This window comes from Pedobacter ginsenosidimutans (assembly GCF_001442625.1).
In the GTDB taxonomy this organism is placed as follows: domain Bacteria; phylum Bacteroidota; class Bacteroidia; order Sphingobacteriales; family Sphingobacteriaceae; genus Pedobacter; species Pedobacter ginsenosidimutans.
Window position 1 is genome coordinate 107,628 of the sequence record NZ_LMZQ01000007.1, and the last position, 25,807, is coordinate 133,434.

At 38.2% G+C, this 25,807-nt stretch carries 20 protein-coding genes; 5 read left to right on the forward strand and 15 right to left on the reverse strand.

What is annotated here, in order from left to right; all coding sequences use genetic code 11:
- Positions 1–45 precede the first annotated feature (45 nt).
- Together ASU31_RS12360 and ASU31_RS12365 are read right to left on the reverse strand one after the other, a co-directional pair.
- Positions 46–762 (reverse strand): LytR/AlgR family response regulator transcription factor, encoded by a 717-nt coding sequence (locus tag ASU31_RS12360; RefSeq protein ID WP_057932608.1) that lies wholly within the window; start codon positions 760–762, stop codon positions 46–48.
- Positions 737–1,879: a sensor histidine kinase gene (locus ASU31_RS12365; protein ID WP_209434986.1), complete on the reverse strand. Its 1,143-nt coding sequence runs from the start codon at positions 1,877–1,879 to the stop codon at positions 737–739. Before ASU31_RS12365 ends, ASU31_RS12360 begins: the two co-directional genes overlap by 26 nt.
- Before the next feature lie 175 nt (positions 1,880–2,054).
- Here ASU31_RS12365 and ASU31_RS12370 point away from each other — a divergent pair, with 175 nt between their 5' ends.
- Positions 2,055–4,415 (forward strand): TonB-dependent receptor, encoded by a 2,361-nt coding sequence (locus ASU31_RS12370; RefSeq protein ID WP_057932609.1) that lies wholly within the window; start codon positions 2,055–2,057, stop codon positions 4,413–4,415.
- Positions 4,416–4,637: 222 nt separating this feature from the next.
- Here ASU31_RS12370 and tyrS read toward each other — a convergent pair whose 3' ends face one another.
- Positions 4,638–5,924 carry a tyrosine--tRNA ligase gene (gene tyrS / locus ASU31_RS12375; RefSeq protein ID WP_057932610.1) on the reverse strand — a complete coding sequence of 429 codons (1,287 nt, stop codon included), beginning with the start codon at positions 5,922–5,924 and terminating at the stop codon, positions 4,638–4,640.
- Between the two features lie 50 nt (positions 5,925–5,974).
- Positions 5,975–7,276: a patatin-like phospholipase family protein gene (locus tag ASU31_RS12380; protein ID WP_057932611.1), complete on the reverse strand. Its 1,302-nt coding sequence runs from the start codon at positions 7,274–7,276 to the stop codon at positions 5,975–5,977.
- Between the two features lie 118 nt (positions 7,277–7,394).
- Here ASU31_RS12380 and ASU31_RS12385 point away from each other — a divergent pair, with 118 nt between their 5' ends.
- From ASU31_RS12385 to dapA, 4 genes are all read left to right on the forward strand, one after another.
- Complete coding sequence (locus ASU31_RS12385; RefSeq protein ID WP_057932612.1) at positions 7,395–8,072, forward strand: ACP phosphodiesterase; 678 nt, start codon at positions 7,395–7,397, stop codon at positions 8,070–8,072.
- 156 nt (positions 8,073–8,228) lie between these two features.
- Positions 8,229–10,244, forward strand: coding sequence for an NAD-dependent DNA ligase LigA (gene ligA, locus ASU31_RS12390; protein ID WP_057932613.1), 2,016 nt, complete (start codon positions 8,229–8,231; stop codon positions 10,242–10,244).
- 83 nt (positions 10,245–10,327) lie between these two features.
- Positions 10,328–10,708, forward strand: a complete 381-nt coding sequence (locus ASU31_RS12395; RefSeq protein ID WP_057932614.1) for a GxxExxY protein — start codon at positions 10,328–10,330, stop codon at positions 10,706–10,708.
- A 65-nt stretch (positions 10,709–10,773) separates the two neighbouring features.
- Entirely contained in the window at positions 10,774–11,661 is an 888-nt protein-coding gene (dapA, locus tag ASU31_RS12400) for a 4-hydroxy-tetrahydrodipicolinate synthase (RefSeq protein ID WP_057932615.1), read from the forward strand.
- Between the two features lie 307 nt (positions 11,662–11,968).
- Here the strand turns inward: dapA and ASU31_RS12405 are convergent, their stop codons facing one another.
- The 11 genes from ASU31_RS12405 to murD all read right to left on the reverse strand — a co-directional run bounded on the left by ASU31_RS12405 (position 11,969) and on the right by murD (position 25,695).
- The gene (locus ASU31_RS12405; RefSeq protein WP_057932616.1) at positions 11,969–12,451 is read right to left on the reverse strand and encodes a GNAT family N-acetyltransferase; all 483 of its coding nucleotides are present in this window, start codon (positions 12,449–12,451) and stop codon (positions 11,969–11,971) included.
- Positions 12,452–12,637: 186 nt separating this feature from the next.
- Complete coding sequence (locus ASU31_RS12410) at positions 12,638–13,618, reverse strand: helix-turn-helix domain-containing protein (protein WP_057932617.1); 981 nt, start codon at positions 13,616–13,618, stop codon at positions 12,638–12,640.
- 304 nt (positions 13,619–13,922) lie between these two features.
- The gene (locus ASU31_RS12415; protein WP_029278061.1) at positions 13,923–14,099 is read right to left on the reverse strand and encodes a hypothetical protein; all 177 of its coding nucleotides are present in this window, start codon (positions 14,097–14,099) and stop codon (positions 13,923–13,925) included.
- A 262-nt stretch (positions 14,100–14,361) separates the two neighbouring features.
- Positions 14,362–15,603, reverse strand: coding sequence for an aminotransferase class I/II-fold pyridoxal phosphate-dependent enzyme (locus ASU31_RS12420; protein ID WP_057932618.1), 1,242 nt, complete (start codon positions 15,601–15,603; stop codon positions 14,362–14,364).
- A 165-nt stretch (positions 15,604–15,768) separates the two neighbouring features.
- Entirely contained in the window at positions 15,769–17,400 is a 1,632-nt protein-coding gene (gene ftsZ / locus ASU31_RS12425) for a cell division protein FtsZ (protein ID WP_057932732.1), read from the reverse strand.
- Between the two features lie 130 nt (positions 17,401–17,530).
- Positions 17,531–18,889: a cell division protein FtsA gene (gene ftsA / locus ASU31_RS12430; RefSeq protein WP_057932619.1), complete on the reverse strand. Its 1,359-nt coding sequence runs from the start codon at positions 18,887–18,889 to the stop codon at positions 17,531–17,533.
- 5 nt (positions 18,890–18,894) lie between these two features.
- Positions 18,895–20,160 (reverse strand): hypothetical protein, encoded by a 1,266-nt coding sequence (locus ASU31_RS12435; protein ID WP_057932620.1) that lies wholly within the window; start codon positions 20,158–20,160, stop codon positions 18,895–18,897.
- Entirely contained in the window at positions 20,153–21,508 is a 1,356-nt protein-coding gene (gene murC / locus ASU31_RS12440) for a UDP-N-acetylmuramate--L-alanine ligase (protein ID WP_057932621.1), read from the reverse strand. The genes ASU31_RS12435 and murC overlap by 8 nt, the downstream gene beginning before the upstream one ends.
- A gap of 80 nt (positions 21,509–21,588) precedes the next feature.
- Positions 21,589–22,692, reverse strand: a complete 1,104-nt coding sequence (murG, locus tag ASU31_RS12445; RefSeq protein WP_057932622.1) for an undecaprenyldiphospho-muramoylpentapeptide beta-N-acetylglucosaminyltransferase — start codon at positions 22,690–22,692, stop codon at positions 21,589–21,591.
- Between the two features lie 411 nt (positions 22,693–23,103).
- Complete coding sequence (locus tag ASU31_RS12450) at positions 23,104–24,291, reverse strand: FtsW/RodA/SpoVE family cell cycle protein (RefSeq protein ID WP_057932623.1); 1,188 nt, start codon at positions 24,289–24,291, stop codon at positions 23,104–23,106.
- A 15-nt stretch (positions 24,292–24,306) separates the two neighbouring features.
- Positions 24,307–25,695, reverse strand: coding sequence for a UDP-N-acetylmuramoyl-L-alanine--D-glutamate ligase (murD, locus tag ASU31_RS12455; RefSeq protein ID WP_057932624.1), 1,389 nt, complete (start codon positions 25,693–25,695; stop codon positions 24,307–24,309).
- Positions 25,696–25,807: the final 112 nt, after the last annotated feature.

A 25,807-nucleotide genomic window follows, 5' to 3' on the forward strand; every position in this document is an offset into this window, starting at 1 on the left:
GCTTTTTTCGTTTTAGAGTGAAATGTTTCGCTAAAGCAATTCGCATTATTTAAGCGCAACATGCTGCAGTTTTTTAAACACATATTCCTTATAACTTGCACCAATGGGCAATTCTTTCGTACCGATTTCAATATCATAGGCGGTAAAAGCAGTTATTTTTTTCAGGTTAACTATAAAGGAGCGGTGTATGCGTAAAAAAGCCTTGTCCTGAAGTTCAGTTTCCAAATCGCCGATTTTATATTTCGCTGTAATTTTTTTATCTATACAATGAATTACGATGTAATCTTTTAAACTCTCTACGTACAATACCTCTTCCTTATTCAGATTATGGAACTTACCTCCCGCTTTTATATAAATAAATTGCTGCGCGGTAAGGGGTGATAATGTCGCAGCTTTAACAATAGGGCTTCTTAACCTTAAATAACGGTCTACAGCTTTAAAAAAACGGTCAAAAGTAATGGGTTTTAACAGATAATCGATCAGATCAAGGTCGTAGCCTTCTATTGCATATTCCCGGTAAGCCGTCGTAATAATTACAGCAGGTGGATTTTTTAAGGTTTTAAGAAAATCAATCCCCGTAATCTGCGGCATTTTAATATCCAGAAATAAAAGATCTACCGGTACAGTTCTGAGCATTTCCAATGCTTTTATCGCATTTGAGCAGGTGCCCACAACCTCAAAAGTATCTAACTGATCAATATGGTTTTGGATCAGCTGGATAGCCAGGGGCTCATCATCAACTAAAAGACATTTTACTTTCATAGCTATTCTGTTCTTTACTGATGTTGTTTTTTAGGTTAATGTGCAGCAAAACTACAAATATATGATTGTGAGTAGTAATACTTAAATCGTACTGCTTAGGGTAAAGCAACTGAAGCTGCTTGGTTATGTTATTTATCCCGATCCTATTTTCTTCTTTATCCTTTCCAGGCATAAAACTATTGGAAACCATAAAACGGAAGCGGTTATCATTTAATTTTAAATCTATATTAATTATAGGATCTCCAATATCCTCCCCGGCTCCATGCTTAAAAGCATTTTCAACCAGGGATAGTAAAATTAAAGGAGCAATATTGGTATCATGATCTATAACATGGGTAAAATTTACTTCTAAGCGGCCACCGTATCTTAATTTCTCCAGCTCTATGTAGTTTTCAATCAGTGTAATTTCTGCCGATAAAGGCACATACATACCGTTGCACCTGTACAATACATGATCGAGTATTTCGGATAAACCTGCGATTGATTTTGAAGTAACCGGAGAGTTAACCAGCGAAAGTGAGTAAATATTGTTCAGCGTATTGAAAAGAAAATGTGGGTTCAGCTGCGCCTTTAGCGTTTTTAATTCTGTTTCTGCCCTTTCTTTTTCTAAAGAAAGTTTATGCTGCTGTACAATATACTGTTCTTTGATCAATTTGATAAAAGCAAAAATCCATGCGGCAGAAAAAGTTAACGGAAAGTAATGGGTAATCAGTGTAGGCACATCTATTATAATTTCGAGAACAGACTCCTGGCTAAACGGCGGTGTTCTTATAATGGGTTCCAAAACATGTACCACCACAATTCTTGCACATACACAGATAATATAACTCCCTACAAAAAAATAAGCTGCTATCGGGTAATAGTTTTTCGCCGTAATCAATCTGGGAATGATAATATAGGCCAAAAAATAGGAAGCAATAATGGTAAATAAGATATAAAAAGTATGCCTGACGAGGATATTATTAAAATCATTGTATTCCCCTATATCGTACCGGTTAAAAAACACAATCGTGGTAACCAGCCAAAAAATAATATGGCTGAGAAACCGGTGCGCGGAACTAAACTTGGCTATCCTCTCAATTAATGGCATCAACACAAATATACAATTCTTGTCCATTCGATTCCACTTAGTAGACGAACAGGACAAAATTGCATACCGATACATCCAATTGGGTGATGAAATGGGTTAAGGCCCAAAATATCTCTTTCTGGATGCCATGCTTACCTATACGGCTTCAAGCGGATTTTGACTTTGTGCTAATACCCATATTGCAGGAAATTTAAAACAAACCATGAATCAGATCAAGCGATTGTGCTTCCTACTCCTTTTATTATCGGCCCTGAAAAGCTTTGCGCAAACCGAAGTTAAATTTACCGGAAGGGTTATAGATGAAAAAACCTTAAAACCGCTCGAAAACGCGGGTATTAAACTTTTATCGGTAACTGATCAAAAAATTTTAAAAAGCACAGTTACAGATAGCAAAGGCGAATTTACGCTCCTCACCCAGTCTGGCAGGTTTCACATTAAAATCGAATTTGTTGCCTATAAAACACAACTGCTCGAAAACAGAGAAATAACCCAGGGCTTTAAACTTGGAGACATTATCCTGAAAGAAGATGTTCAGTTATTGAAATCGGTCGATGTAACAGCAGAAAAGACCACCGTAGAACTGAGCCTTGATAAAAAAGTATTTAATGTAGGCAAAGACCTGATCTCTAAGGGAGGTTCTGCCAATGATATTTTAAACAATGTACCTTCAGTAAATGTAGATGCCAATGGCGCGATAAGCCTGCGCGGAAATGGAAGCGTACAGGTATTGATTAATGGAAAGCCATCTATGCTGACCAATAACAATGGTTTAGAACAGATACCTGCCAGCAATATCGAAAAGGTAGAAGTAATTACAAATCCATCTTCGAGGTATGAGGCCCAGGGTGGTGGTGGCATTATCAATATTGTATTAAAAAAGAATACTTTGAGTGGTTTTAACGGCTCAGTGCAGGTAGGTGTAGGCGATCCGGCAAATTACAACGGCAATTTAAACCTGAGCTATAAAACCGAAAAAATCAACCTTTTTAGTAACATCGGTTATCGGTACCGGAACCTCTATGGATCAGAGCAACGATACCAAAGCGTTTTAAACAACGGGATACAGACCATACTAAGACAAAATAACGAACAAGGAAGAAATGATGATCTTTATAATGTGTACCTCGGAATGGATTATTACATCAATTCCAAAAACACCTTAACCGGAAGTTTTTATCATGATTTGCTGGTGAATAAAGATACCACCAGTTACCGGTACAATTATTATAACAAAAACAATGTACCCGATAGTACAATTAACCGTTTCGAGAATTACAGAGAGCCGCAGAAATACAATCAGCTCGAACTGAATTATGTAAAAACCTTTAATAACAAGGATCAAAAATGGAATACGAGTTTACAATATGTTTTCTGGAATGATGATGAAAACCAGGACATCACCCAGCAAAAAACTTTCCCAGCCTTAACAAACACCAGCCGTTTAACATCAAGAGATATTGAAAGCAGCGATGCGGTATTTATTCAAAGTGACTTTGTAGGCACTTTTTCTGGTGATTCGAAATTTGAGGCAGGGATAAGGGCGAATATCAGGTCCATCAGAAGTGATTATTGGGCCAAAGCGGACGATGTACTGCTTCCAGCTTATGACAATAAGCTCAAGTACAATGAGAACATTTATGGTGCTTATTTTCAGTATGAGAACAAATTCAAAAAGTTTAACTACCTGCTGGGTTTAAGGGCTGAACTGTCTGATATAGGCATTTCAGACCGACAGGGCTCTTTTCAGGCTTCAAAAGATTATATCGATCTATTCCCTACCGCAAATATTACCTATAAACTCCAAAAGAGTACAGATCTCCGTTTAAGCTATAGCAGACGGATAAACAGGCCACAGTTCTGGCAGTTAAATCCGTTTTCAGGCTTATCCGATACCAGAAACTTAACAGTGGGCAACCCCGATTTAAACCCCATGTACACCAACTCGTTTGAACTGGGTATATTACAAAGATGGGGGAAACTCACTTTCAATCCATCGGTTTACTACAAACATGCCACCAATTATTTTGAATTTATACTCAAACAATCTGCTAATGGTTTTGTGAACACCCCTGTTAACCTCGATTACGAAGACCGTTACGGACTGGAAATTTCGACTACATATAATCCCCTATCCTGGTGGCGGTTATCTTGGGATTTTAACTATTACGCTTTTAAGCAACAGGGTACCTTTGAGAATAAAGCATATGGATCTGAAGACCATACCTGGTTTACCCGTATCAACTCGCGGATGAAGTTTCCGAAGAGTTTTTCTATAGAATACAGTTTTAACTACAGGGCTAAAAATACTGATATTCAATCGGTCAATAAAGCGCAGTATCGTGCTAATATTGCCCTCAGTAAAGATCTCTTTAAAGATAAAGTTTCAGTTACCCTAGCGGTAAACAACATTTTCGATTCGTTTATCGATAAGCAGATTACCACAACAGATATCTATTATCTAGAATCGAATTTTAAGGGTATCGGAAGATTAACCACCGCAACATTGGTTTACCGTTTTAACCGCAAGAAGGATGAAAAGGACCGCCTGCCAGACCAGGAATAATTTTTTTTTTTGCAAAGCAAAAACCAATTACTCAAGTGTACATTAACTTTATAAACAGCACTCAAATCATTACTATTTATTAAACAAAAACATTATCTCAAAAGCTTAAGAATATGTTATAATATCTTTAAAATTAAAAAATATAATTAATTCCTAAAGTAATTGACACGTAAAAGATAATAGAAGTTTCATCCGAATTAAAACTTCTATTATCTTTAAAAATTAGTATGCATAGATTAGATAGTAATTCTTTTTACCCCTTTGAACAATAATAAATTCATTATTTAATAAATAATCTAAATTTATCTTTTCTAATGGGTCTGTAAGTTTTTGTCTATTTATACCAATGCCTCCGCCAACAATTAGTTTTTTAGCATCTCCCTTTGAAACACAAATAGGGGTAATATCTGCAAGTAAAGTAGGACCATCAACACCTTGCTCAAGTAAAGATCTTGGAACTCCATGTTGAGGTAAACCTTCAAACATATCTAAAACCTGCTTACTTTTCAACGTTTTAAAAAATTTTAAAGATCCATTACCAAATAAGAACTCGGAACTTTTAATCGCAGTTCTTAAAGCTTTTTCTGAATGAGTCCTTATTGTGATATCTTCGGCCAATGCTTTTTGTAAAGTACGTAGGTGTGGGGCTTTACGATGTAATCTAATTAATGATTCTATTTCTTTTTTATTTTTTAGAGTGAAAATTTTTATCCACTTCTTAACATCTTTATCAGATGAATTAAGCCAAAATTGATAAAATTTATAGGGAGAGGTTTTATCTGGATCCAGCCAAATTGCACCGCTTTCCGTTTTACCAAATTTTGTCCCATCAGTTTTCTTTATTAATTGGGTAGTTATAGCATATGCCGTACCAGATTCTTTCCTTTTTATTAATTCTGTACCCGTCACGATATTCCCCCACTGATCAGAACCGCCCATTTGTATAGAACAATTAAAATTTTTCCATAAATAGTAAAAATCGTAACCCTGCACTAATTGATAACTAAATTCAGTAAATGATAATCCAGTTTTGCCTTTCAGCCGTTTTTTTACACTATCCTTGGACATCATGTAATTAATGGTTATATGCTTACCAACGTCTCTAATAAATTCTAAAAAATTTATTTTCTTAAACCAGTCCGCATTATTAACCATTACAGCAGCATTATTCCCGTTTTTAAAATCTAAAAATCTGCTAAGTTGGAGTTTAATCCTTTTTAAATTATAATTAAGCTCAGAATTATCTAGTAAATTACGCTCTGCAGATTTTCCCGATGGATCGCCGACCATTCCCGTTGCCCCACCTACCAAAGCTACAGGCTTATGCCCTGCCCTTTGAAAATGAATTAAAGTCATAATCTGGGTTAAGTGACCAACATGCAACGAATCTGCAGTAGGGTCGAAACCGATATAACCAGAAGCCATACCCTCGTTTAACTTTTCCTCAGTATTCGGCATGATAGTATGCAACATGCCTCGCCATCTTAATTCTTCAACAAAATTCGTCATTGTACAAACACTTTAATAATGTGCGTGCAAAGATAAAATTTTAGCTTAGTTTAAAGCAAATTAGTTGGTTTTGTAAACCAGTTCTTAAAATCGGTCTTTGCCGCCTCGAAATCTGCATGACCGATAAGGCAGTCGAGACTAGAATTACTTCGGATGGATTGATTTGGAACACCTCCTGCGTTTAACCAGTTATCACATAGTTTTTTGATCAATAAAATTTCTTCGTCTTCCACCGCATCCATATCCATCGTGTTTAGCTTCACATACTCTTCTTTATTTATCCCTGCTGGCAGATCCCAGTGTTTGCCCGCGGCATCATCAAGCAACATCGGTCTCAACGCCGGGTTCATGCGGATAAAATCTATCGGTTTGGCAGGCATATCGGGGTTCAGGATCATATAAGCCACAAAAGCAGCAGTATCGGGCGGGTCGTTTAAAATACTCGTTCCCATTTTCTGGATATCCCTGATCAGACCAGGTGCTTCTTGTTTGGTCTTCAGCTCATCATATCTTACCGGGATTTCCTCATCGTATTGCAGTTGCAAAACTGTTCCCGTACCGATTGAAAGTACCTGAACGTTCTCGATCCCGTACTGCGCCCTGTTACAAATGGCCTCGGTAACAGCAACTAAAACCGGATTATTATTACCCGTAACCCCTCCATCCCAATAATATTTGGGTTTATTATTCACCTTAAAAGTAGCTGGCTCATTAAAATAGTTAACCGGCGCGGTACTGGAGGCATGGACGGCATCAACCAGACTCACCATACAATCCGACGGTGTTGCCTCCTGTGGAGGTAAGTTTTTTAACTTCCTTTCAATAACCGATGTTGAGGCCATACTATCGCAGTCAGACCTGAACAGCTCGGCCCTATTGCGGTAATAATCGTATCCAACAATCAAAAACTGGGTTTTAATTGCCCCGTTTACAGCAACATGCGCTGGAATATCCGTCATATCGATCTTTGCAATTCCGGGCAAAATTTCCTTTAAGGCGGTGTGTTTTCGCTTGGTTGCATATTTGGCTCCAATCTTAAAGATCCTTGCCACACTTGCCAGTAAACTTTTCTCAAAAAAACTCAGCCTTGAAAAAACTTTGCTGCGGAGTTTTTCATTATCAAATATTTTTTCTATTTCAGAAAGTTTCAGGTTTTCGGCCATAGCTGCCGCAACTAAACTGCCCCCGCTATTGGCCGATACCAGATCAAATTCGGCTAAAACCTCGTGCCCTGTAGGATCCGGATTGTTAAAAGTTTCGGCGAACAGTTTACGTAAACATTTTACCTGGATAAGCGCCCAGGAACCACCGCCATCAAGAGATAGTATTCTATAAGTTTTAGCATTAGGCATGATGCATCGATTAAGAACAATTAAAGCTATGCATAATTCGCCTGCAAAACAATATAGATTTATGGTCAATATTTTCAATTCAGGTTTTACAACATGTAAGAAAACATTACCTTGCAAGATGAACTTTTTATCCCATTATTATTTCGACCGGACAAATAATGATGCCAATGTGGTAATGGGAACGGTTTTGCCAGATCTGATTAAAAATGCTGCAAAAGAGGCAAATTTATACCCACAGAAGAATGAATTCCTGTTTAAGGGAAATCCTGATGAAGAAAACCTGCTTTTTGGCTGGAAAAGACATTTAGCTGTCGACCTGCTTTTTCATTCCTCTAATTTTTTCCTCGAGAAAACCACCGAACTTAAACAGCTCATTAAGCCCATTGTCGAAAATACTGCGGTCCGCCCATCATTTCTCGCACATATTGGCTTAGAACTTTTATTGGATCATTTATTGGTAGCGCACAACCTGGTTCAGGTGAATCATTTTTATGATAAACTAGAGGCCGTAAAAAAAGAATCGTTAAGCGATTTTCTGGAGCACTGTAACCTGAAAAATCCAGAAGTATTTTTCAACTTTCTAGAAAAGTTTATCAGCAGTAAATACCTGTTGAGTTACCAAAAACTCGAAAACATCAGTTATGCCCTTAACAGGATCTGTATGCGTTTGTGGCCTGAAACGTTAAATGAAAAGCAGTTGCAGCAGCTGACTTTTGAACTTGGGATTTTTAAAACCGTTTTAGAAAAAGATTACATGGATATTTTTGAGGAGATTGAGGGGAAATTAGACTTGTAAGAGAAATCGTTATATCCTGAAACGCAGCGGAATGGAGAGATCTAAAAAAGTCGTCAGCAATGACGATTTCTCCCAAACGTTATAAAAAAGATTAAACAGAGCAGTTTTTTGTTTTCCACACCACAAAACCCTTTCATCCTTTTTTTATATTTGTGCATGTCGCAAACTGCAATAAAAGAAGAGATGGATGCCCTGGTGGCCGAACTAAACCAGCACAATTATAACTATTATGTGCTGGCTATGCCTACCATTGGCGATTATGAGTTTGATAAAAAATTAAAGCACCTCTCCGAGCTCGAAAAAGCAAATCCTGATTTTGCCGATCCAAATTCGCCTACGCAGCGTGTTGGTGGTGATATCACCAAAAACTTCATTACCGTAAACCACAAATACCCCATGTTATCGTTGGGGAATACTTATAATGAACAAGATCTCCGCGATTTTGATGAACGTATCCGTAAAGCCATTGGCGATAATTTCGAATATGTTTGTGAATTGAAATTTGACGGTTTATCGATTAGCCTCACTTACGAAAACGGCAAACTTTTAAGGGCAGTTACCCGTGGTGATGGTACCAAAGGTGATGATGTAACCAATAACGTAAAAACTATTCACACCATCCCACACCAGATCAAATCGACTACAGCACCTGAGCATTTCGAAATCCGTGGGGAAATTTTCATGCACAAAGCGGCCTTTTTACGCTTAAATGCTGCCCGTGAAGAACTTGGTGAGATCCCTTATGCAAATCCTAGAAATTTTGCTTCGGGGACTATAAAAATGCAAGACAGCAAAGAAGTGGCCAAACGGCCATTAGATGGTTTTATTTATTTCTTGTACACCGATAAAAATGAATTCAAAACCCATTGGGAAAGTTTAAATGCCATAAAAGATTGGGGTTTCCATGTTTGCGAACATAACCGACTAGTTTCTAACATCGATGCAGTTCTGGAATTTATCCACCATTGGGAAAACGAACGTTTTAAACTAAGTTATGACATTGATGGTATTGTAATTAAAGTGAACAGTTATGCACAACAACAAGAATTGGGTTTTACCTCCAAATCTCCACGTTGGGCCATTTCATATAAATACAAAGCGGCAGAGGTTGAAACTATTTTGGAAAAAGTAACTTATCAGGTAGGCAGAACAGGTGCAGTTACTCCGGTTGCCAATTTAAAACCCGTTTTATTGGCCGGTACCACAGTTAAACGCGCTACATTGCACAATGCGAACGAAATAGATCGTTTAGATTTACATGAAGGCGATACCGTTTATGTAGAAAAAGGTGGTGAAATTATTCCAAAAATTATAAAGGTAAATTTAGATAAGCGATTGCCTGGCGCTACAAAGGTTCAATATTTACACAACTGCCCCGAATGTGGAACAGAATTAATCAGAAGAGAAGGAGAAGCAGTTCATTATTGCCTTAACGATGAAGGTTGCCCGCCGCAGATTGTTGGAAAAATTCAGCATTTCATCTCACGCAAGGCCATGAACATTGATGGGCTCGGTGATGAAACTATTGAAACCTTTTATAAACATGGCCTTGTAAGGCACATCAGCGATTTATATACGCTGCATCAAAAATCAGATCAACTGAAAACTTTAGATCGTTTCGGAGAACGATCGATCGAGAACATGCTTGCAGGAATTGAAAAGTCGAAGGAAATGCCTTTCGAGAAAGTACTTTTTGGCTTGGGTATCCGATATGTTGGCGAAACAGTTGCAAAGAAAACTGCCGCTGGTGTCAAGAATATCGACAACCTTTCTAAAGCTACTGTAGAGGAATTAATTGCCATTGATGAGATCGGGCAGCGGATTGCAGAGAGTATTGTTGAGTATTTTGGAAAATCTGAGCATTTACAGCAGGTAGAATTATTAAAATTAGCCGGATTACAGTTTGAAATTGAAGAAAAAGCAATTACACTTGATAGTGATAGGCTTATTGGAAAAACATTCGTAATTTCGGGCGTTTTTGAAAACTTTAGCCGCGATGAGCTAAAAGACATGATTGAAGCCAATGGCGGAAAGATGCTGAGCGGTATTTCGGGTAAATTGAATTACCTGGTAGCAGGCGACAATATGGGCCCATCGAAACTGGAAAAAGCGAATAAACTAAACGTTCCGATCATTAGCGATGCCGAACTTTTAGAAATGATAAATGGTTAGTTGACCACAAAGACACTAAGAACACAAAGTTAATTTATTAATAGCATCCCTATTGCTTTAAGAAACATTTTAAAAATTAAGGGATGAATGAAAATGAAATTGCTAAATTAATTGTTAATGCTGCCTATCAGGTTCATGTTGAACCAGGTCCAGGATTATTAGAGTCGGCGTATGAGGCTTGCCTAATTTATGAATTGGTTAATGCTGGATTGCAGGTTTCCAATCAAATAGATCTTCCTGTTTATTACAAAGACGTAAAGCTTAATTGTAATTACAGAATAGATATTTTGGTTGAAAGAAAAGTGATTATTGAAGTGAAAGCGGTGAACATCCTTAAAGAAGTTCATCTTGCACAAACAATAACCTATTTAAAACTTTCGAATTGTAAGTTAGGATTACTTATTAATTTTAATGAGGCAAAAATAAAAGACGGAATAAAAAGAGTTATAAATGGTTATTTATAACCAAAAAATAAAAGCCTCGGTGTCCTTTGTGGCTCCGTGGTAAAAACAAAAAAGTAAATTATATAATGAACAAATTTCAGGGTACTGGTGTAGCATTGGTTACACCTTTCAACACAGATGGATCAGTTGATTATAATGGCTTAAAAAACCTGATTAATCATTTGGTAGACGGAGGGATAGATTACCTCGTTTCTTTAGGTACAACCGGCGAAACCGCTACAATGACCAAGGACGAGAAGAAGAAGGTGTGGGCCTATACTGCTGAAATTAATAACAATAGATTACCTTTAGTTGCCGGCATAGGTGGCAATAATACATTAGCTGTTGCTGAAGATATTAAATCTTTTGACACTAACGGATACAGCGCCATTTTATCGGTTAGCCCATATTACAACAAGCCTACACAAGAAGGGATTTATCAGCACTATAAGTACTTAGCTGAAATTTCTCCTTTAGATTTGATTTTATACAACGTACCTGGCCGTACAGGAAGCAACATGAGTGCTGAAACCACCTGCAGACTGGCGTATGATTTTAAAAACATCATCGCTACCAAAGAAGCTTCAGGAAGTTTTGATCAGTTTAACCAGATTATGAGAGATAAACCTGCAGACTTTCTTTTAATCTCTGGTGATGATCCGGTTACTTTGCCGATGATCGCTTTAGGTGCTGCAGGGATTATTTCAGTAATCGGGAATGCTTTACCTAAGCAATTTTCTGATATGGTGAAACTTTGTTTAGCCGGCGATTATAAAGCGGCCTTGCCTGCTCATTTAAGCTTAATAGAATTTACGCGTTTGGCTTTTGCGGAGGGCAATCCGGCAGGAATAAAAGCGGCTTTAAAACATTTAGGTGTTTGTGGCGATACGGTAAGGTTGCCATTGGTTAAAGCTTCTGAATCGTTAGAAAAATCGATTACTGCAGAGATAGAAAAACTAAGCGAGGTGGCTTAAACGCTATCCTATTAATATTTTTTAGAACAGATTGTTTGATTTTGCTAAAAGGCAAATGAAGACAATCTGTTTTTTTGTGTGTAAATAAAAAATTACGCAAACAAACCAACTAACAATCAACACGCTTTGTGAAGTCAGACCGTTTAGATGACTATAAATTTATCCATTAGGTAAAAAGAGATTGAATACAATATAGATTTGTCATCCTGAGCTTGTCGAAGGACTTGTTTAATGGTATTTCGACGGGCTCAACATGACAGAATCTGAAGAGAAATTGTCTTTATAATACAAGCACTTTTTTAAGATGCTAAGCAATCAATTTATTTCTTCTTTCCATCAGCAGGTTATCCTGCCAAACGCCTTTTGCTTTTCCTATTTTTTCGCGATAGCCCACTACCCTGAACCCTGCTTTTTCATAGATTTTCAATATGGCCGAATTTTGCAAAAATATCCCGGCCTGAAGCATCCAAATGCCTTTATTTTCACTCTCTTTAATAAGCGCATCTAACAGTAAAGAACCTATTCCCTGGCCTTTATAACCATGTTTAACATATACTTCTGTCTCGCCCACCCTACCAATATCATAATTCGCCGATACTGGCAAAAGCGCGCTCCAACCTATAATTTCTTTACCTTTGCAGGCCACAAACCTACAAGCCTTAAGGTGTGACGAATCCCAATTTTCCCAGGAAATATCAGGGGTCCTAAAACTTGCAGTACCAGTATCGATTCCTTCCTGATAAATGGCACTAACCTCACCCCAGTCTGCTGCACGCATTATTCTTATCATAGTTTTAATCAATTTTGGCCGATATCAGCCTATGAGATATAATAGTTTACGTTTGTTGCACGAAATTAGCCAAACATGCACCTCATAGCACATAATACAGAAGCAAGTTTGTCCTGTATTATAAATCGACACAACTATACAATAAAAAGCACCTTAAAAGTGCCTTTCTGTAACAAAAACGTTAAGCTAAAGTTTTTCTTTATTTAGGGTTTTCGAATATTCTACAGGACTCATTCCTACCAGTTTTTTAAAGGAGCTATAAAAAGCACTCCGTGAAGAGAAACCTGCGCTGTAGGCGAGTGCCTCTAGTGTAAAGTTCTGCATGATATCAGGGTTACGGATGCTTCCTTTAATCCAATTTACACGATATTGATTGATATAATCAATAAAGCTCTTATTGAAATAGCTGTTCAAGACAATAGAAAGTTTATGACTGCTTAAACCAATCTCTTTAGCAAGAGATTGGAGCCTGACATCTTTATGCCTGAATGATTGATGTTTATTAATATGCAATTCTAACTTTTGTCCCCACTCTTCCAATTCCTTGTTTTTGTCTTTCTCTGAAAAATTTTTCTTAATGGATAAAAGTGTTGAAGCCTTAACATTCAGCAAAGAAGCTACTAACGCTAAGGGGAGGCGGTCTAAATAACCTGGATTGGTTTTAGCAAAATACAGATACCTTTCCTTGGCGTTTCCTACCCTTATAATGTGTGCTCTTTGCTGCGCATCTTTATAATATTTTTCTAAAACAACCCTGAAAATATAATTCAATTCGAAATGATGTGAAAAAAGGCGGTTGAGTTCATCATTACGCATGGCTAGCAAATGGGTATCTTCAACGGCCACTACATACTCTTGCGAATATCCAGATCCATGTAAACCAGATATGGAACTAACAAAATCATTTTCAACTGAGATATAGGTGGTTATTTTTTGTTTATTATGAGTGGTGCAGCCCATTAATGCCCCTTTAACAATAAAATAGATGTATTCGCATACTTCGTTCTCATTGAACAGTATTTGGTCTTTTTTAATACTTAGCCTTAAGAGGTGGTTCTCAAATTCTTCTTTCAATTTAGCATCTACAGCATGTACCCTGCTGAGCACATTCAGCACATAACCCACTTCTTCGCTTTCTGCTTTATTGTATTGCAATTGCTTTGACACCTTATACTGTTAATAATGTTATTACTTCATACCAAATGATTGGCGCACCTAAAGCATTCTATTTACTTTGCCTTAACACAAAGTTTCCAGTATATCGTAAATTAAAAATTCTGATTAATATCTGTATTATAAAAGACTACTTGGAGCAAATGAAAAGAAAGCTAATAAAACTTATGCAGTGATGGCGAATTTGTCTTATATATTTTACAGTAAAGATGATATTTAGTGATAAATAAGGAGATGTTATTAAACAAAAAAGCCTCAGAAAATATTCTGAGGCAATTCATTATAATATTTTGGTCGCTTAAGCTTTGTTTTTAGTTTCCTGAACTTCTAAACGGATGGCTTGGGCTAAATTTTTCAAATCCTGCATACCTTTACGTATACGGGTTCCAGCTGCGCTGTTACCTTTGTTATAAAATTTGTCTGCATCAGCTTCTAAAGCTGCCACTAAACTTTTTACTTCTTCGAATTTTTTCATTTTTAATTACTCCTATGGTTCTTTAAGGTTTTAGTTTTTAATTATCTTACTCTAATTTAAAGTGTTTGACGAAATAAAAAAATTTTTAGAACAATAAAAAACAGCCTTCTATGCCGTTTTTTTCCACATTCTATGCTTTTATAAACATATTTTCCACAAAACAATTGCATCAAGTAACTGAAATACAGATTTTTACAAAAACAACTTTAACAAAAAAGCCCTTTAAACGTATTTAAAGGGCTTTGTAAAATTTTCATTGATCTTAAACGGTAGCGAAAAGATTCTCTTTATAATATCCGTTTTCTAATTTTTCAGCAACTTCGCTAAAAGCATCTAAAGTACGTTGTACATCTTCTAGTGTATGAACAGCTGTAGGAATTAATCGGAGTTCGATCATACCTTTTGGAATTACCGGATAAACTACTATTGAGCAAAAGATGCTATAGTTCTCGCGTAAATCGTAAGTAATTGCAGTGGCATCAGAAAGTTCACCTTTTAAGAAAACCGGCGTAACTACCGAATCGGTAACACCTAAATCGAATCCGCGTTCGCGTAATCCTTTTTGCAGGGTCATTGCAATTTCCCAAAGTTTATCTTTTAACTCAGGCTTGCTTTTCAGCAATTCTAAGCGTTTTAATAAGCCGATTACCATTGGCATTGGTAATGCCTTAGCAAAAGTCTGAGAACGCATATTATACCTTAAGAAATTGGTAATCTGCTCTGTTGAAGCAACAAAAGCACCAATGCCAGCCATAGATTTGGCGAAGGTTCCAAAATAAACATCAATTCCATCAATACAGTCTTGTGCTTCGTGTGTACCTGCACCTGTTTTACCCATTGTACCGAAACCATGCGCATCATCAACCAGGATACGGAAGTTGAAATCTTTTTTAAGATCAACAATTTCCTTCAATTTACCCTGAGCACCGCTCATTCCAAAAACACCTTCGGTAATTAAAAGAATGCCACCACCCGTTTCTTCAACCAGTTTGGTAGCACGTTCTAACTGCTTGCGGGCACTTTCAATATCATTATGTTTGTAAACAAATCGTTTACCCATGTGCAAGCGTAATCCATCTACAATACAAGCATGCGATTCTGCATCATACACCACAACATCATTCCTGTCAACCAAAGTATCGATAATTGATACCATACCCTGATAACCGTAGTTTAATAAAAATGCATCTGGTTTGCCTACAAATTCTGCAAGTTCCTGCTCCAGCTGTTCATGATAGTTTGAGTTACCGCTCATCATACGGGCACCCATAGGGTAAGCCATACCAAATTTTGCAGCAGCTTCTTCATCTGCCTTTCTAACTTCCGGGTGATTGGCTAAGCCTAAGTAGTTGTTTAAACTCCAAACCAAATGCTCTTTTCCACGAAACTGCATGTGAGGTGCAATTTCTCCCTCTAATTTTGGAAATGAGAAATACCCATGAGACCATTTCTGGTGTTGGCCAAGTGGCCCCATGTGCTTTGCTATCTTATCAAATATATCCAATGTATTATATGTTTTTTATAATAAAATTTTGCGAATTTAAGCTTTATTCGTCTTAAAATCAACCTAATGATCTTTTAGGTGTTAATTAAGATTTTTAACACTCCAATTTTATGCCAAAAAAGCCCCGATTTTACATCGGGGCTTTAAAATTATATTTGGTTTGTTTTAATCAACGTTATCGTGCAAGAAAGAATTGTTAGGTCTGATCTCAGTACCACCATCCTGATCGTTGCTTAAAGTAAACCTGCTCACCTGCGATTCAGAAGAATGCTGAACTTGTTGCAACTGCATTTGTTTGCGTTTATAAGCAGGTTCGTTTTCCAATTCCTGTAAACCATTGGTGGTGCGCAATTTCATGCTTAAATCTTTTAAACGTAAGATACGTTCTTTAGATTTTTTCAATTGCTCTTCCATCGATTCATCACTTTTGTCATCGTCTAAACCTACAACCGGCATTTCGATTTCTGGTTCAGGCTCTGGCATTGGCGGTATTTGGGCAGCCGGTGTTTCGAACACAAAATTAGTTTCAGCTAATTTCACTTCAAACTCAAAACCAGTTTCCTGTGCCTCTTCTACCTGAGGTTCTTCCTCCATCAAAGTATGGCGAACCACATTATTTTCTGGCTCCTGAACTTTTTGAGGTTCTGATTTATTGAACATACCACCAAAAAGATCTGCTTGCGAAACTTCTTCCTTCGTTTTTAAAACTGGCTCGTAAGATGGCGTTGTTTTAGGCTGAATGAAAGAGTTTACTGGTTCAACGGGACGAACTAGCGGCGCTTCTTCAGGTGTTAAAAGTGATATTTTCTTTTTATTTTTTTCTTCGTTTACGCGTTCTTCTGATGTTTGGAAACCTGTAGCAATAATGGTTACTGAAAGTTTATCGCTTAAAGATTCGTCGGTACAGTTACCCCAGATCAAATCAGCCGATAAACCAGCTTTCTCCTGAATGTAATCGGTAATGATCGAAACCTCATCCATGGTTACTTCACGCAGACCAGAACTAATATTCAATAAAATATAACGGGCACCTTCAATTTCATTATCTTTTAACAATGGAGAAGCCAAAGCACCTTCTACAGCCTGTAACGCACGGTCTTCGCCTTCAGCGGCAAAACTACCCATAATGGCTACACCACTATCTTTCATTACAGTACGCACATCCTTAAAATCCACGTTGATATAACCTGGCACTGTAATAATCTCTGCGATACCTTTTGCTGCCGTTGTTAAAATATCGTCGGCCTGACCAAAGGCGGAGCCTAAGGTTAAGTTCCCGAAAATTTCGCGCAGGCGATCGTTTGAGATGACCAGGTAAGAATCTACGTATTTCTTCAACTCTTCCATTCCCTCGTCGGCCTGCAGTCTACGTCTTTTTCCTTCGAAAGAAAATGGTGTAGTAATGATGGCAACAGTTAAAATATCAAGTTCTTTAGCTGCTTTCGCAATGATTGGAGAAGCTCCTGTTCCGGTACCACCGCCCATTCCTGCTGTAATAAAAAGCATTTTGGTTGTACTACCTAACATGGCCTTAATATCATCTATATTCTCTATAGCTGAGTTTTTACCAACCTCAGGGATAGAACCAGCGCCCATTCCTTCGGTTAAGCTAGCACCTAATTGTACCTTGTTAGGTATTGGGCTAGATTCCAAAGCCTGGGCATCTGTGTTACAAATAATAAAATCCACACCAGTAATACCAGACAGGTACATATGGTTCACTGCGTTGCCGCCACCGCCTCCAACACCAATTACCTTGATGATTGAAGACTTATCTTTTAACATTTCGAACTGCATATCTTTATGAATCAGTTGTTTAAAAATTTTTAAATTCTGTTCATTACTCAATGTAATATTAACACTTTTTCAACAGACGTTTTCCACAACTGTTGATAATGTGGAAAACTCATCTTTTGTGGAAAAATAATTAACTTTTTAAGTAATCTTCATCGCTTACATTCATGTCATCCTGAATGAAAGTTCTCGTTTTTGCCAGCAATTTATCAAACAAACCTGGTCCTCGTTTCTCTTTTTCTTTGGCTGTTTTTGGTTTTTCTACAAAAACACCAGGCTGTTTCATTTCTTCAATTAACTCTTCTGCTTTTTGGATTCCTTTGATCAGCAAACCTACACTGGTTGCATACATCGGGCTTTTCAGGTCATCATAAATGGTTTTAGGCATATCTTCATATTTAGATAAGTGCTCGTTCGGATAACCAATACGACAATCTAAACCGGTTACATATTCAACTGACTGAGATAAGTGTTTTAATAAAGCACCACCACCGGTAATTACAATACCACCGATCAGTTTTTTCTCATATCCGGAAGATTTGATCTCGTAATATACGTGCTCAATAATTTCTTCCATACGGGCCTGGATAACGTAAGCCAGGTTTTTAACCGAAATTTCTTTTGGTTCGCGGCCGCGTAAGCCCGGAACACAAATAATTTCGTTTTCTTTATTCTCTTCTGCCAATGCAGAACCAAAACGTGTTTTTAATAACTCAGCCTGGTTACGCATTACAGAGCAGCCCTCTCTGATATCTTCGGTAACACTATTGCCACCAAAAGGGATAACTGCTGTGTGACGGATAATACCTTCGTGGAAAATGGCAATATCTGTAGTACCACCACCAATATCAACCAATGCAATACCTGCTTCTTTTTCTTCCTCGCTCAACACCGATTCAGAAGAAGCCAATGGCTCAAGAATTAAATCCTGAGTTTGCAGCCCTGCATTGTTTACACATTTGATGATGTTTTTTACAGCCGTAACCTGACCAGAAATGATATGGAAGTTAGCTTCAAGGCGAACCCCTGCCATACCGATCGGATCTTTGATTCCCGGCTCGTTATCTATGGTAAATTCCTGTGGTAATACATGGATGATCTCCTCACCCGGTGGCATTACCAGTTTAAACATATCATCAATCAACTTATCGATATCTTTTTTACCGATTTCGTTGTTTAATTCTCTTCTTGTTAAAATTCCTCTGTGCTGTAAGCTCTTGATGTGCTGACCAGCAATACCCACATTTACCACCTGTATCTCTACATTGGATTGTCCGCTTGCTACTTCAACTGCTTGAGCAATACCCTGCACGGTTTTTTGAATGTTAGAAACCACTCCACGTGTTACACCCGCCGATTCTGCCTTGCCTATTCCTAAGATTTCTATCTTACCGTGTTGTGTTCTACGACCAACGATAACACAAATTTTTGTAGTACCGATATCCAATCCTACTACGATGGGCGACTGACTGGTAAATTTTGCCTTGTCCATATTCGTTAATTTTGCTGAGTTTTATACTGTTTTTCCAGGGCCCTGATTTCTTTCTCTCTTGCTTCTTTCTCTTTCTTCAGTTGGGCCTCAGATTTTGCCGGCTTTGGCTGTGTTGTTACCGTTTGCTTCGGTTTTTCTTTTTTATCCGCTGGCTTTGTTTCCTTCGGTTTGGTGGCCTGCGCAACCGCTGGCTTTTTTACTTCTGTTTTAGCTGGTGCTGTTTTTTTAGGGGTCTCCTTTTTCACTTCCGCTTTTTTCGGCTCGGGCTTTTTGGCTTCAACCTTCGGCACTTCTACCTTTTTAGGCTCAACTTTTTTAGCTTCGGGCTTTTTCGGCGCTTCTCTTTTAGGCGTCTCCTTTTCGGCTTCATCTGCCTCTGGCCGGTCATCCATCGCCGCAACAATTGTGCTGTTGATCAGTGAATCGGTTACGTTTCGCTGTATCCTCAAACTATCTGCTGCAGAAATTGTTTTTGCTTTTTTTCCTAATTCTGTCGAATCTCTTTTTTCGCAAACAATCTGGTTGGTATATTTAATATTGATGGTTTTATAAGTATCCCAACCTACCTGCGGCATTGCTTTTTTATAGAACAGCAACAGGTTTTTCATTTTCTTTTCAAGCGAATCGGCATTACCCAAAACAATACGTTGATTACCTACTCTTGGGATCAGTTCGATGTCGTTTTTCTGATCCACCACAATCTGTTCGATCTGCGAATCCCAAAGGGTATCTTGCTTAATATACTGCGCAGTTTTATATAAATCTCTTGCCAATTGTGTATGCAAAGTATCAACTCTGCTCCCAAAAACCTCTGTAATATGCCCCGTTGCTACAAGCACGTTGGCAGTGAAGTTTGATGAAATAGGCATTTTCAGTCCATCATTATCAATGTAAAAATCCTGCCCGTTCTCGTTCAATATGCGAAGGATAGGCTGGCGCTGTTTTACTTCAATATGCAGTACCCCATCCATATCAACATATACTTTAGCAAAACCGATGTAAGGGTTAGACTGCAGTTTTTTCTCGATCTTATGAATATTGATATTCTCGAGATTACGACCTAAAAGAACACCTTGATCTTCTTTTAAAATGGCATCGATTTCTTCGCGCTCGATAAAATTATCAGCTCCGGGAATCAGGATCTTAACATCTGTACATTTAACTGTCTGTTTCTTCACATTGATAAAACTCAAAAGCACCACCACCCCTGCCAGGCCGATCAGCCAGGCAAAGCCAGTAAAAATTGCGCTCCAGTTTATCCGTTTAAGCATTGTTTAAAGTATTTTTAAGGGGTTCGATAATCGTGTCGATATCTCCCGCGCCTACTGTTAAAATTAATTCAGGTTTTGTGTCCTTAACATGCTGAACCACAAAATCTTTTCCACATATTTTCTTATCTGCTAAAGTGATTTTATCCAATAAAAACTGTGCATTTATCCCTTCAAGCGGCAATTCTCTTGCGGGATAAATCTCCAACAACATCAGTTCATCAGCCGTGCTTAAAACTTTTGCAAATTCATCTGCAAAATCCCTTGTCCGTGTGAAGAGGTGTGGCTGAAAAATCACCGTTAGCTTTTTATCTGGATACAACTGTCTTACCGCATCAAAACAAGCCCTCAGTTCTTCAGGGTGATGTGCATAATCATCAATATAGATCTGATTGCCATTGTTCACAATATATTCGAAACGGCGCTTAACACCCTTAAAATTGGCAACTGCCTGTTTCACCTTATTTGCATCGATACCCAATTGCAGTGCAATGGCAATGGCAACCGTTGTATTTTCGACATTGTGCTTACCGGGCAGCATTAAACTAATATCTTTGATACTTTGTGTGCCATCGGTATAATCGAAAACAAATTTCGATCCTTCTACCCTTAAATTTTCTGCCTTTGCAGTTGCTGTTGAACTTGCCGCATAACTGATGCTTTTATCAAGCGGCAGTCCTTCGTGTGCATAAAGTACTCCTTCGGCTTTCAGCTGGCCGGCAAACAAACGGAAAGATTCTTCGAGGTGACTTTTATCTCCATAAATATCCAAATGGTCGGCATCCATCGAAGTAACCACGGCTACGTCTGGATGCAGCGTAAGGAAAGAACGGTCGTATTCATCGGCCTCTACCACTACAACATTGTTTTTACCGAAAAGCACATTACTATTATAGTTACTGGTTATCCCACCTAAAAAAGCAGTACAATCGTAGCCTGTATCTTTTAAAATATGCGCAACAATAGATGATGTTGTAGTTTTGCCGTGCGTACCTGCAACCGCAATACAGAACATTCCTTTACTGATGATCCCTAAAACCTCAGAACGTTTTTTAAGTGCAAAGCTTTTATTTATAAAATGGTTTAAAATTTTCGAATCTTTCGGAATTGCAGGAGTATAAACCACCAGTGTATCGTCATGATTATCCAAAAATGCACAAGGCAATGAAGAGGCTTCATCAAGATAGGTAATGAGAATTCCTTCCTGCTCTAAGGTTTCGGTCAGCTTAGTCCTGGTTTTATCGTAACCACAAACTACCTGTCCGCGTTTAGCAAAATAACGGGCAAGCGCACTCATGCCGATACCACCGATACCTACAAAGAAAACCCTATTTATTTTACTTAGTTCCATTTTTATTAGATTTGAGATGGGAGATTTGAGACACTAGACAAATAGTCTAATCTCATTCTCACATCTAGTTTCTCATATCTTTACTTAATCAATTTCAGTACTTCGTTCGCTATAATTTCGTCTGCTGCTGGCAATGCCATTTCACCTATATTTTCTGAAAGTTTTTCACTCTGTTCTTTGTTATTTAATAACGCCAGTGCTTCTTTAACCAATGTATCTTCTGCAGAGCGGTCGTTAATTAATATTGCAGCTCCATTTTTAACCAGCGCCATCGCGTTTTTAGTTTGATGGTCTTCTGCTACATTTGGCGAAGGCACCAATATGACAGGTTTTTTAATCAAACATAGTTCTGCTATGGTTCCAGCTCCTGCCCGGCTCACAATCACATCTGCTGCTGCATAAGCGAGGTCCATTTTATTCAAAAATTCCAGGATCCGAACATTGGGGTGGTATTCCAAACCCAACCTTTCAATAATCCCTTTATAGTAATATTTACCTGTTTGCCAGATCACCTGCACATCTTGTGCAAGGATATCGGGTAAATGTTTTTCAATTGCTTTATTCAAAGTACCTGCGCCTAAACTTCCACCAGTAACCATAATGGTCTTTTTCAATGGATCGAGTTTTAATAGTTCGGCACCCTGAAAATGTTTTCCTTTAATATCAACCACTTCCTGGCGGACAGGATTCCCTGTTTTTAAAATCCTATCAGCTGGAAAAAACTGATCCATATCATCAAAGGCAACACAGATTTTTGAAGCCTTTTTACCTAACCATTTATTGGTTATTCCGGCATAAGAATTCTGTTCCTGGATGAGGTAAGGAATTCCTTTCAAAGAGGCTGCATACAATAGTGGGCCTGAGGCATAACCTCCAACACCTACTACGGCATCGGGCTTAAAATCATTGATAATCTGCATGGCTTTGCGCACACTGCCGATTACCTTGAACGGCAGCGCAAGATTTTTAATAATCGAGCCACGTTGCATCCCACTAATATTTAATCCTATAATTTTATATCCGGCTGCAGGAACTTTTTCCATTTCCATGCGACCTATAGCACCCACAAACAAAATTTCACAGGTTGGCACCATGCGTTTTAGCGCATTGGCTATGGCCACGGCGGGGAAAATATGCCCGCCGGTGCCACCACCTGATATGATAATTTTTGGGGAATTATTCATTTTAATTGTTATTTAACCGCAAAGAGCGCTGAGTTTTTCGCAAAGCACACTAAGCATTTTGTTTTTTAACCACCGAGTGCACAAAGTTTTCACAGAGGGCACTGAGTTTTTATTATTTTTAACCGCAAAGAGCGCTGAGTTTTTCGCAAAGCACGCTAAGCATTTTGTTTTTTAACCACCGAGTGCACAAAGTTTTCACAGAGGGCACTGATTTATCCTTTTTGTTTACCACAAAGCCGCTAAGGCCACCAAGGTTTTTCTATCGGGTTTCACACTTAGGGTTGGGCAATTGAATAAACAATTTCTTTGTAATCTCTGTGCCAACCTCCGTGTCCTCTGTGGTTAAATTTTTACTTTATTATTTTTTAAATAGATTGCTTCGTCATACTTCCTTGCAATGACGACCAATCCTTACGCTATCGCTGGAATCTCTCCAACAATTATTTTATTATTTATTTTTTCTTCTTTCGATGTCAGTTTTGCATTTTCTTCTACATCACGGCTTACACTGAGTATAATCCCGAAGGCCACACTAGTAAAGATCATTGATGTACCGCCCATACTTACCAATGGAAGCGGAACCCCAGTTACCGGACCCAGCCCTACTGCTACTGCCATATTTGCAAAGGCCTGTATGGTCAGGCTGAAACTCAGTCCGGCCGCGAGCAATGCACCGAAGGCCTTGGGCGCCCGGGTTACGATCTTGATACATCGGTATAAAAGCACCAGGTATAGTATCATAATTACAATTCCTCCCACAGTTCCCCATTCCTCAATAATAATGGCGAAAATAAAATCGGAATACGGATGTGGTAGGAAATTGCGTTGTGTACTATTACCTGGTCCTTTACCAAAAACACCACCAGTAGCCAAGGCAATTTTTGCCTGATCTGCCTGGAAAGTTTTATCTGAATGCTGCATTTCAGGATGTATAAACGTATTGATACGCGACATGTATGTTTTTCTCCTTGGACCCAAAAAGAACACAAATAGCAGGAGCACAAAGCCACCTGCACAAACAATCGCGATCTGTTTAATACTGATCCTACCGATAATTAGCAGCAGTATACTTACACCAAACAGCATTAATGCTGTAGATAGGTTGGCCAGTGCGATTAAAACAAACACCACACAAACAGAGCCCATAATGGGTATAAATGACTCTTTAACATTTTTAATATTCTCTTGCTTTTTGGTTAGCATCCTGGCCAAAAAGGTAATCAATGCCAGTTTAGCCAAATCGGAAGTTTGAAAGGTTAATCCGATAACCGGTATTTTAACCCACCGAGATGCATCGTTTAAAGCAGTTCCGAATATTAGCGTATAAAACAACAAAGGAATGGTTACGATCATCAATACCTTCGAAATACCCGCATAGTAGCGATAATCGAGCAAGTGGGCGATATAGATCATTCCGATGCCCATCAACACAAAAATTAAGTGTTTGGTGAGCAAAAGCTTTTCTACAGCTTCTCCTTTTTTATATGCCAAGGTACCTGTTGCACTATACACCGCCATTACGGATATAAGCGAAAGCAGGATGATGATCAACCAAATCCACCTATCGCCTTTTGTTTTATTAAGTAGTGCTTGGAACATATATTGTACCTCCTATTATAATTCTCTAACTGCCGCTTTAAACTGGTTACCGCGGTCTTCGTAATTTTTGAACAGATCGAAACTTGCACAGGCTGGCGATAACAACACCGTATCACCACGTTTAGCCAAATGGAAAGCAATCTGCGCGGCTTCATCCGCCGAAAAAGTATTTACAATTACTTCTACATCATCCTCGAAAGCATCGTGGATACGTTTATTGTCTTTACCCAAACAAACGATAGCCTTAACCTTACTCTTAACCAGATCTTTAAGCATGTTGTAATCGTTTCCTTTATCAACACCGCCCATAATCAGCACTACATCACTGGTCATACTCTCCAAAGCATACCAGGTAGAGTTCACATTGGTGGCTTTACTGTCGTTGATAAAATCGATCCCCGAAATTTTGGCCACATGCTCTAACCTGTGCTCAATATTTTTGAAATTGCCCATGCTTTCGCGGATGGTCTCATTTCTTAATTCTAAAACTTTAGACACAATGCCTGAGGCCATAGAATTGTAAATGTTGTGCTTGCCCTGTAAGGCTAAATCTGAAATAGACATGGTTAGTTGGTTATTTGGTTCTGTAAGGATATGTATAGTAGTTTCTTCTAAATAAGCACCCAATTCTACTTTTTCAGTAATTGAAAAGGGAAAGGCTTTTGCCACAGGCTTAATCAACGAGATTGCTTTTAGGCTCTCTTCGTCATCTGCACAATAAATGAAAACATCTTCTGCTGTCTGGTTTTGAACAATCCGCATTTTAGATGCAGCATAATTCTCCAGTTTATAATCGTAACGGTCTAAATGATCCGGCGTGATGTTAAGCAAAACAGCGATATCTGCTTTAAACGCGAACATATCATCAAGCATGAAGCTTGAAATTTCCAGCACGTAATATTCGTAATCTTCTGTAGCCACCTGTGCTGCAAAACTCTGCCCGATATTACCAGCTAAGCCCACGTTTAAACCCGCATTTTTCAGGATGTGATAGGTTAATAAACTCGTAGTCGACTTACCGTTTGAACCCGTAATGCAGATGGTTTTTGCATTGGTATATCTTTTTGCAAATTCAATTTCCGAAATCACCGGTATTCGTTTTTCTACCAATTTTTTAATAATTGGTGCTGTAGGTGGAATACCCGGACTTTTAATTACTTCATTAGCGTTTAAGATCAACTCTTCGCTATGTTTTTCAGATTCGAACGGAATGGAAAGTTTTTCTAATGCAGCTTTATATTTATCGGTAATTACACCGTAATCGGAAACAAAAACATCGAAACCTTTTGCCTGGGCCAATTTCGCAGCGCCAACTCCACTTTCGCCGGCACCAAGAATAACCACACGGCCATGCCCGGTCATCGCTGACGTAGTATTGCTTGATGTGCTATTATTCGTGCTCATTTTTATTTTAGTATCAAGTGGTGAGTATCAAGTATCAAGACATTAATACCATCACATTTTAATTTTTTAATTTATTTATTATTCTCTCTTTTACTTTTCAGCTTTAGTCTTT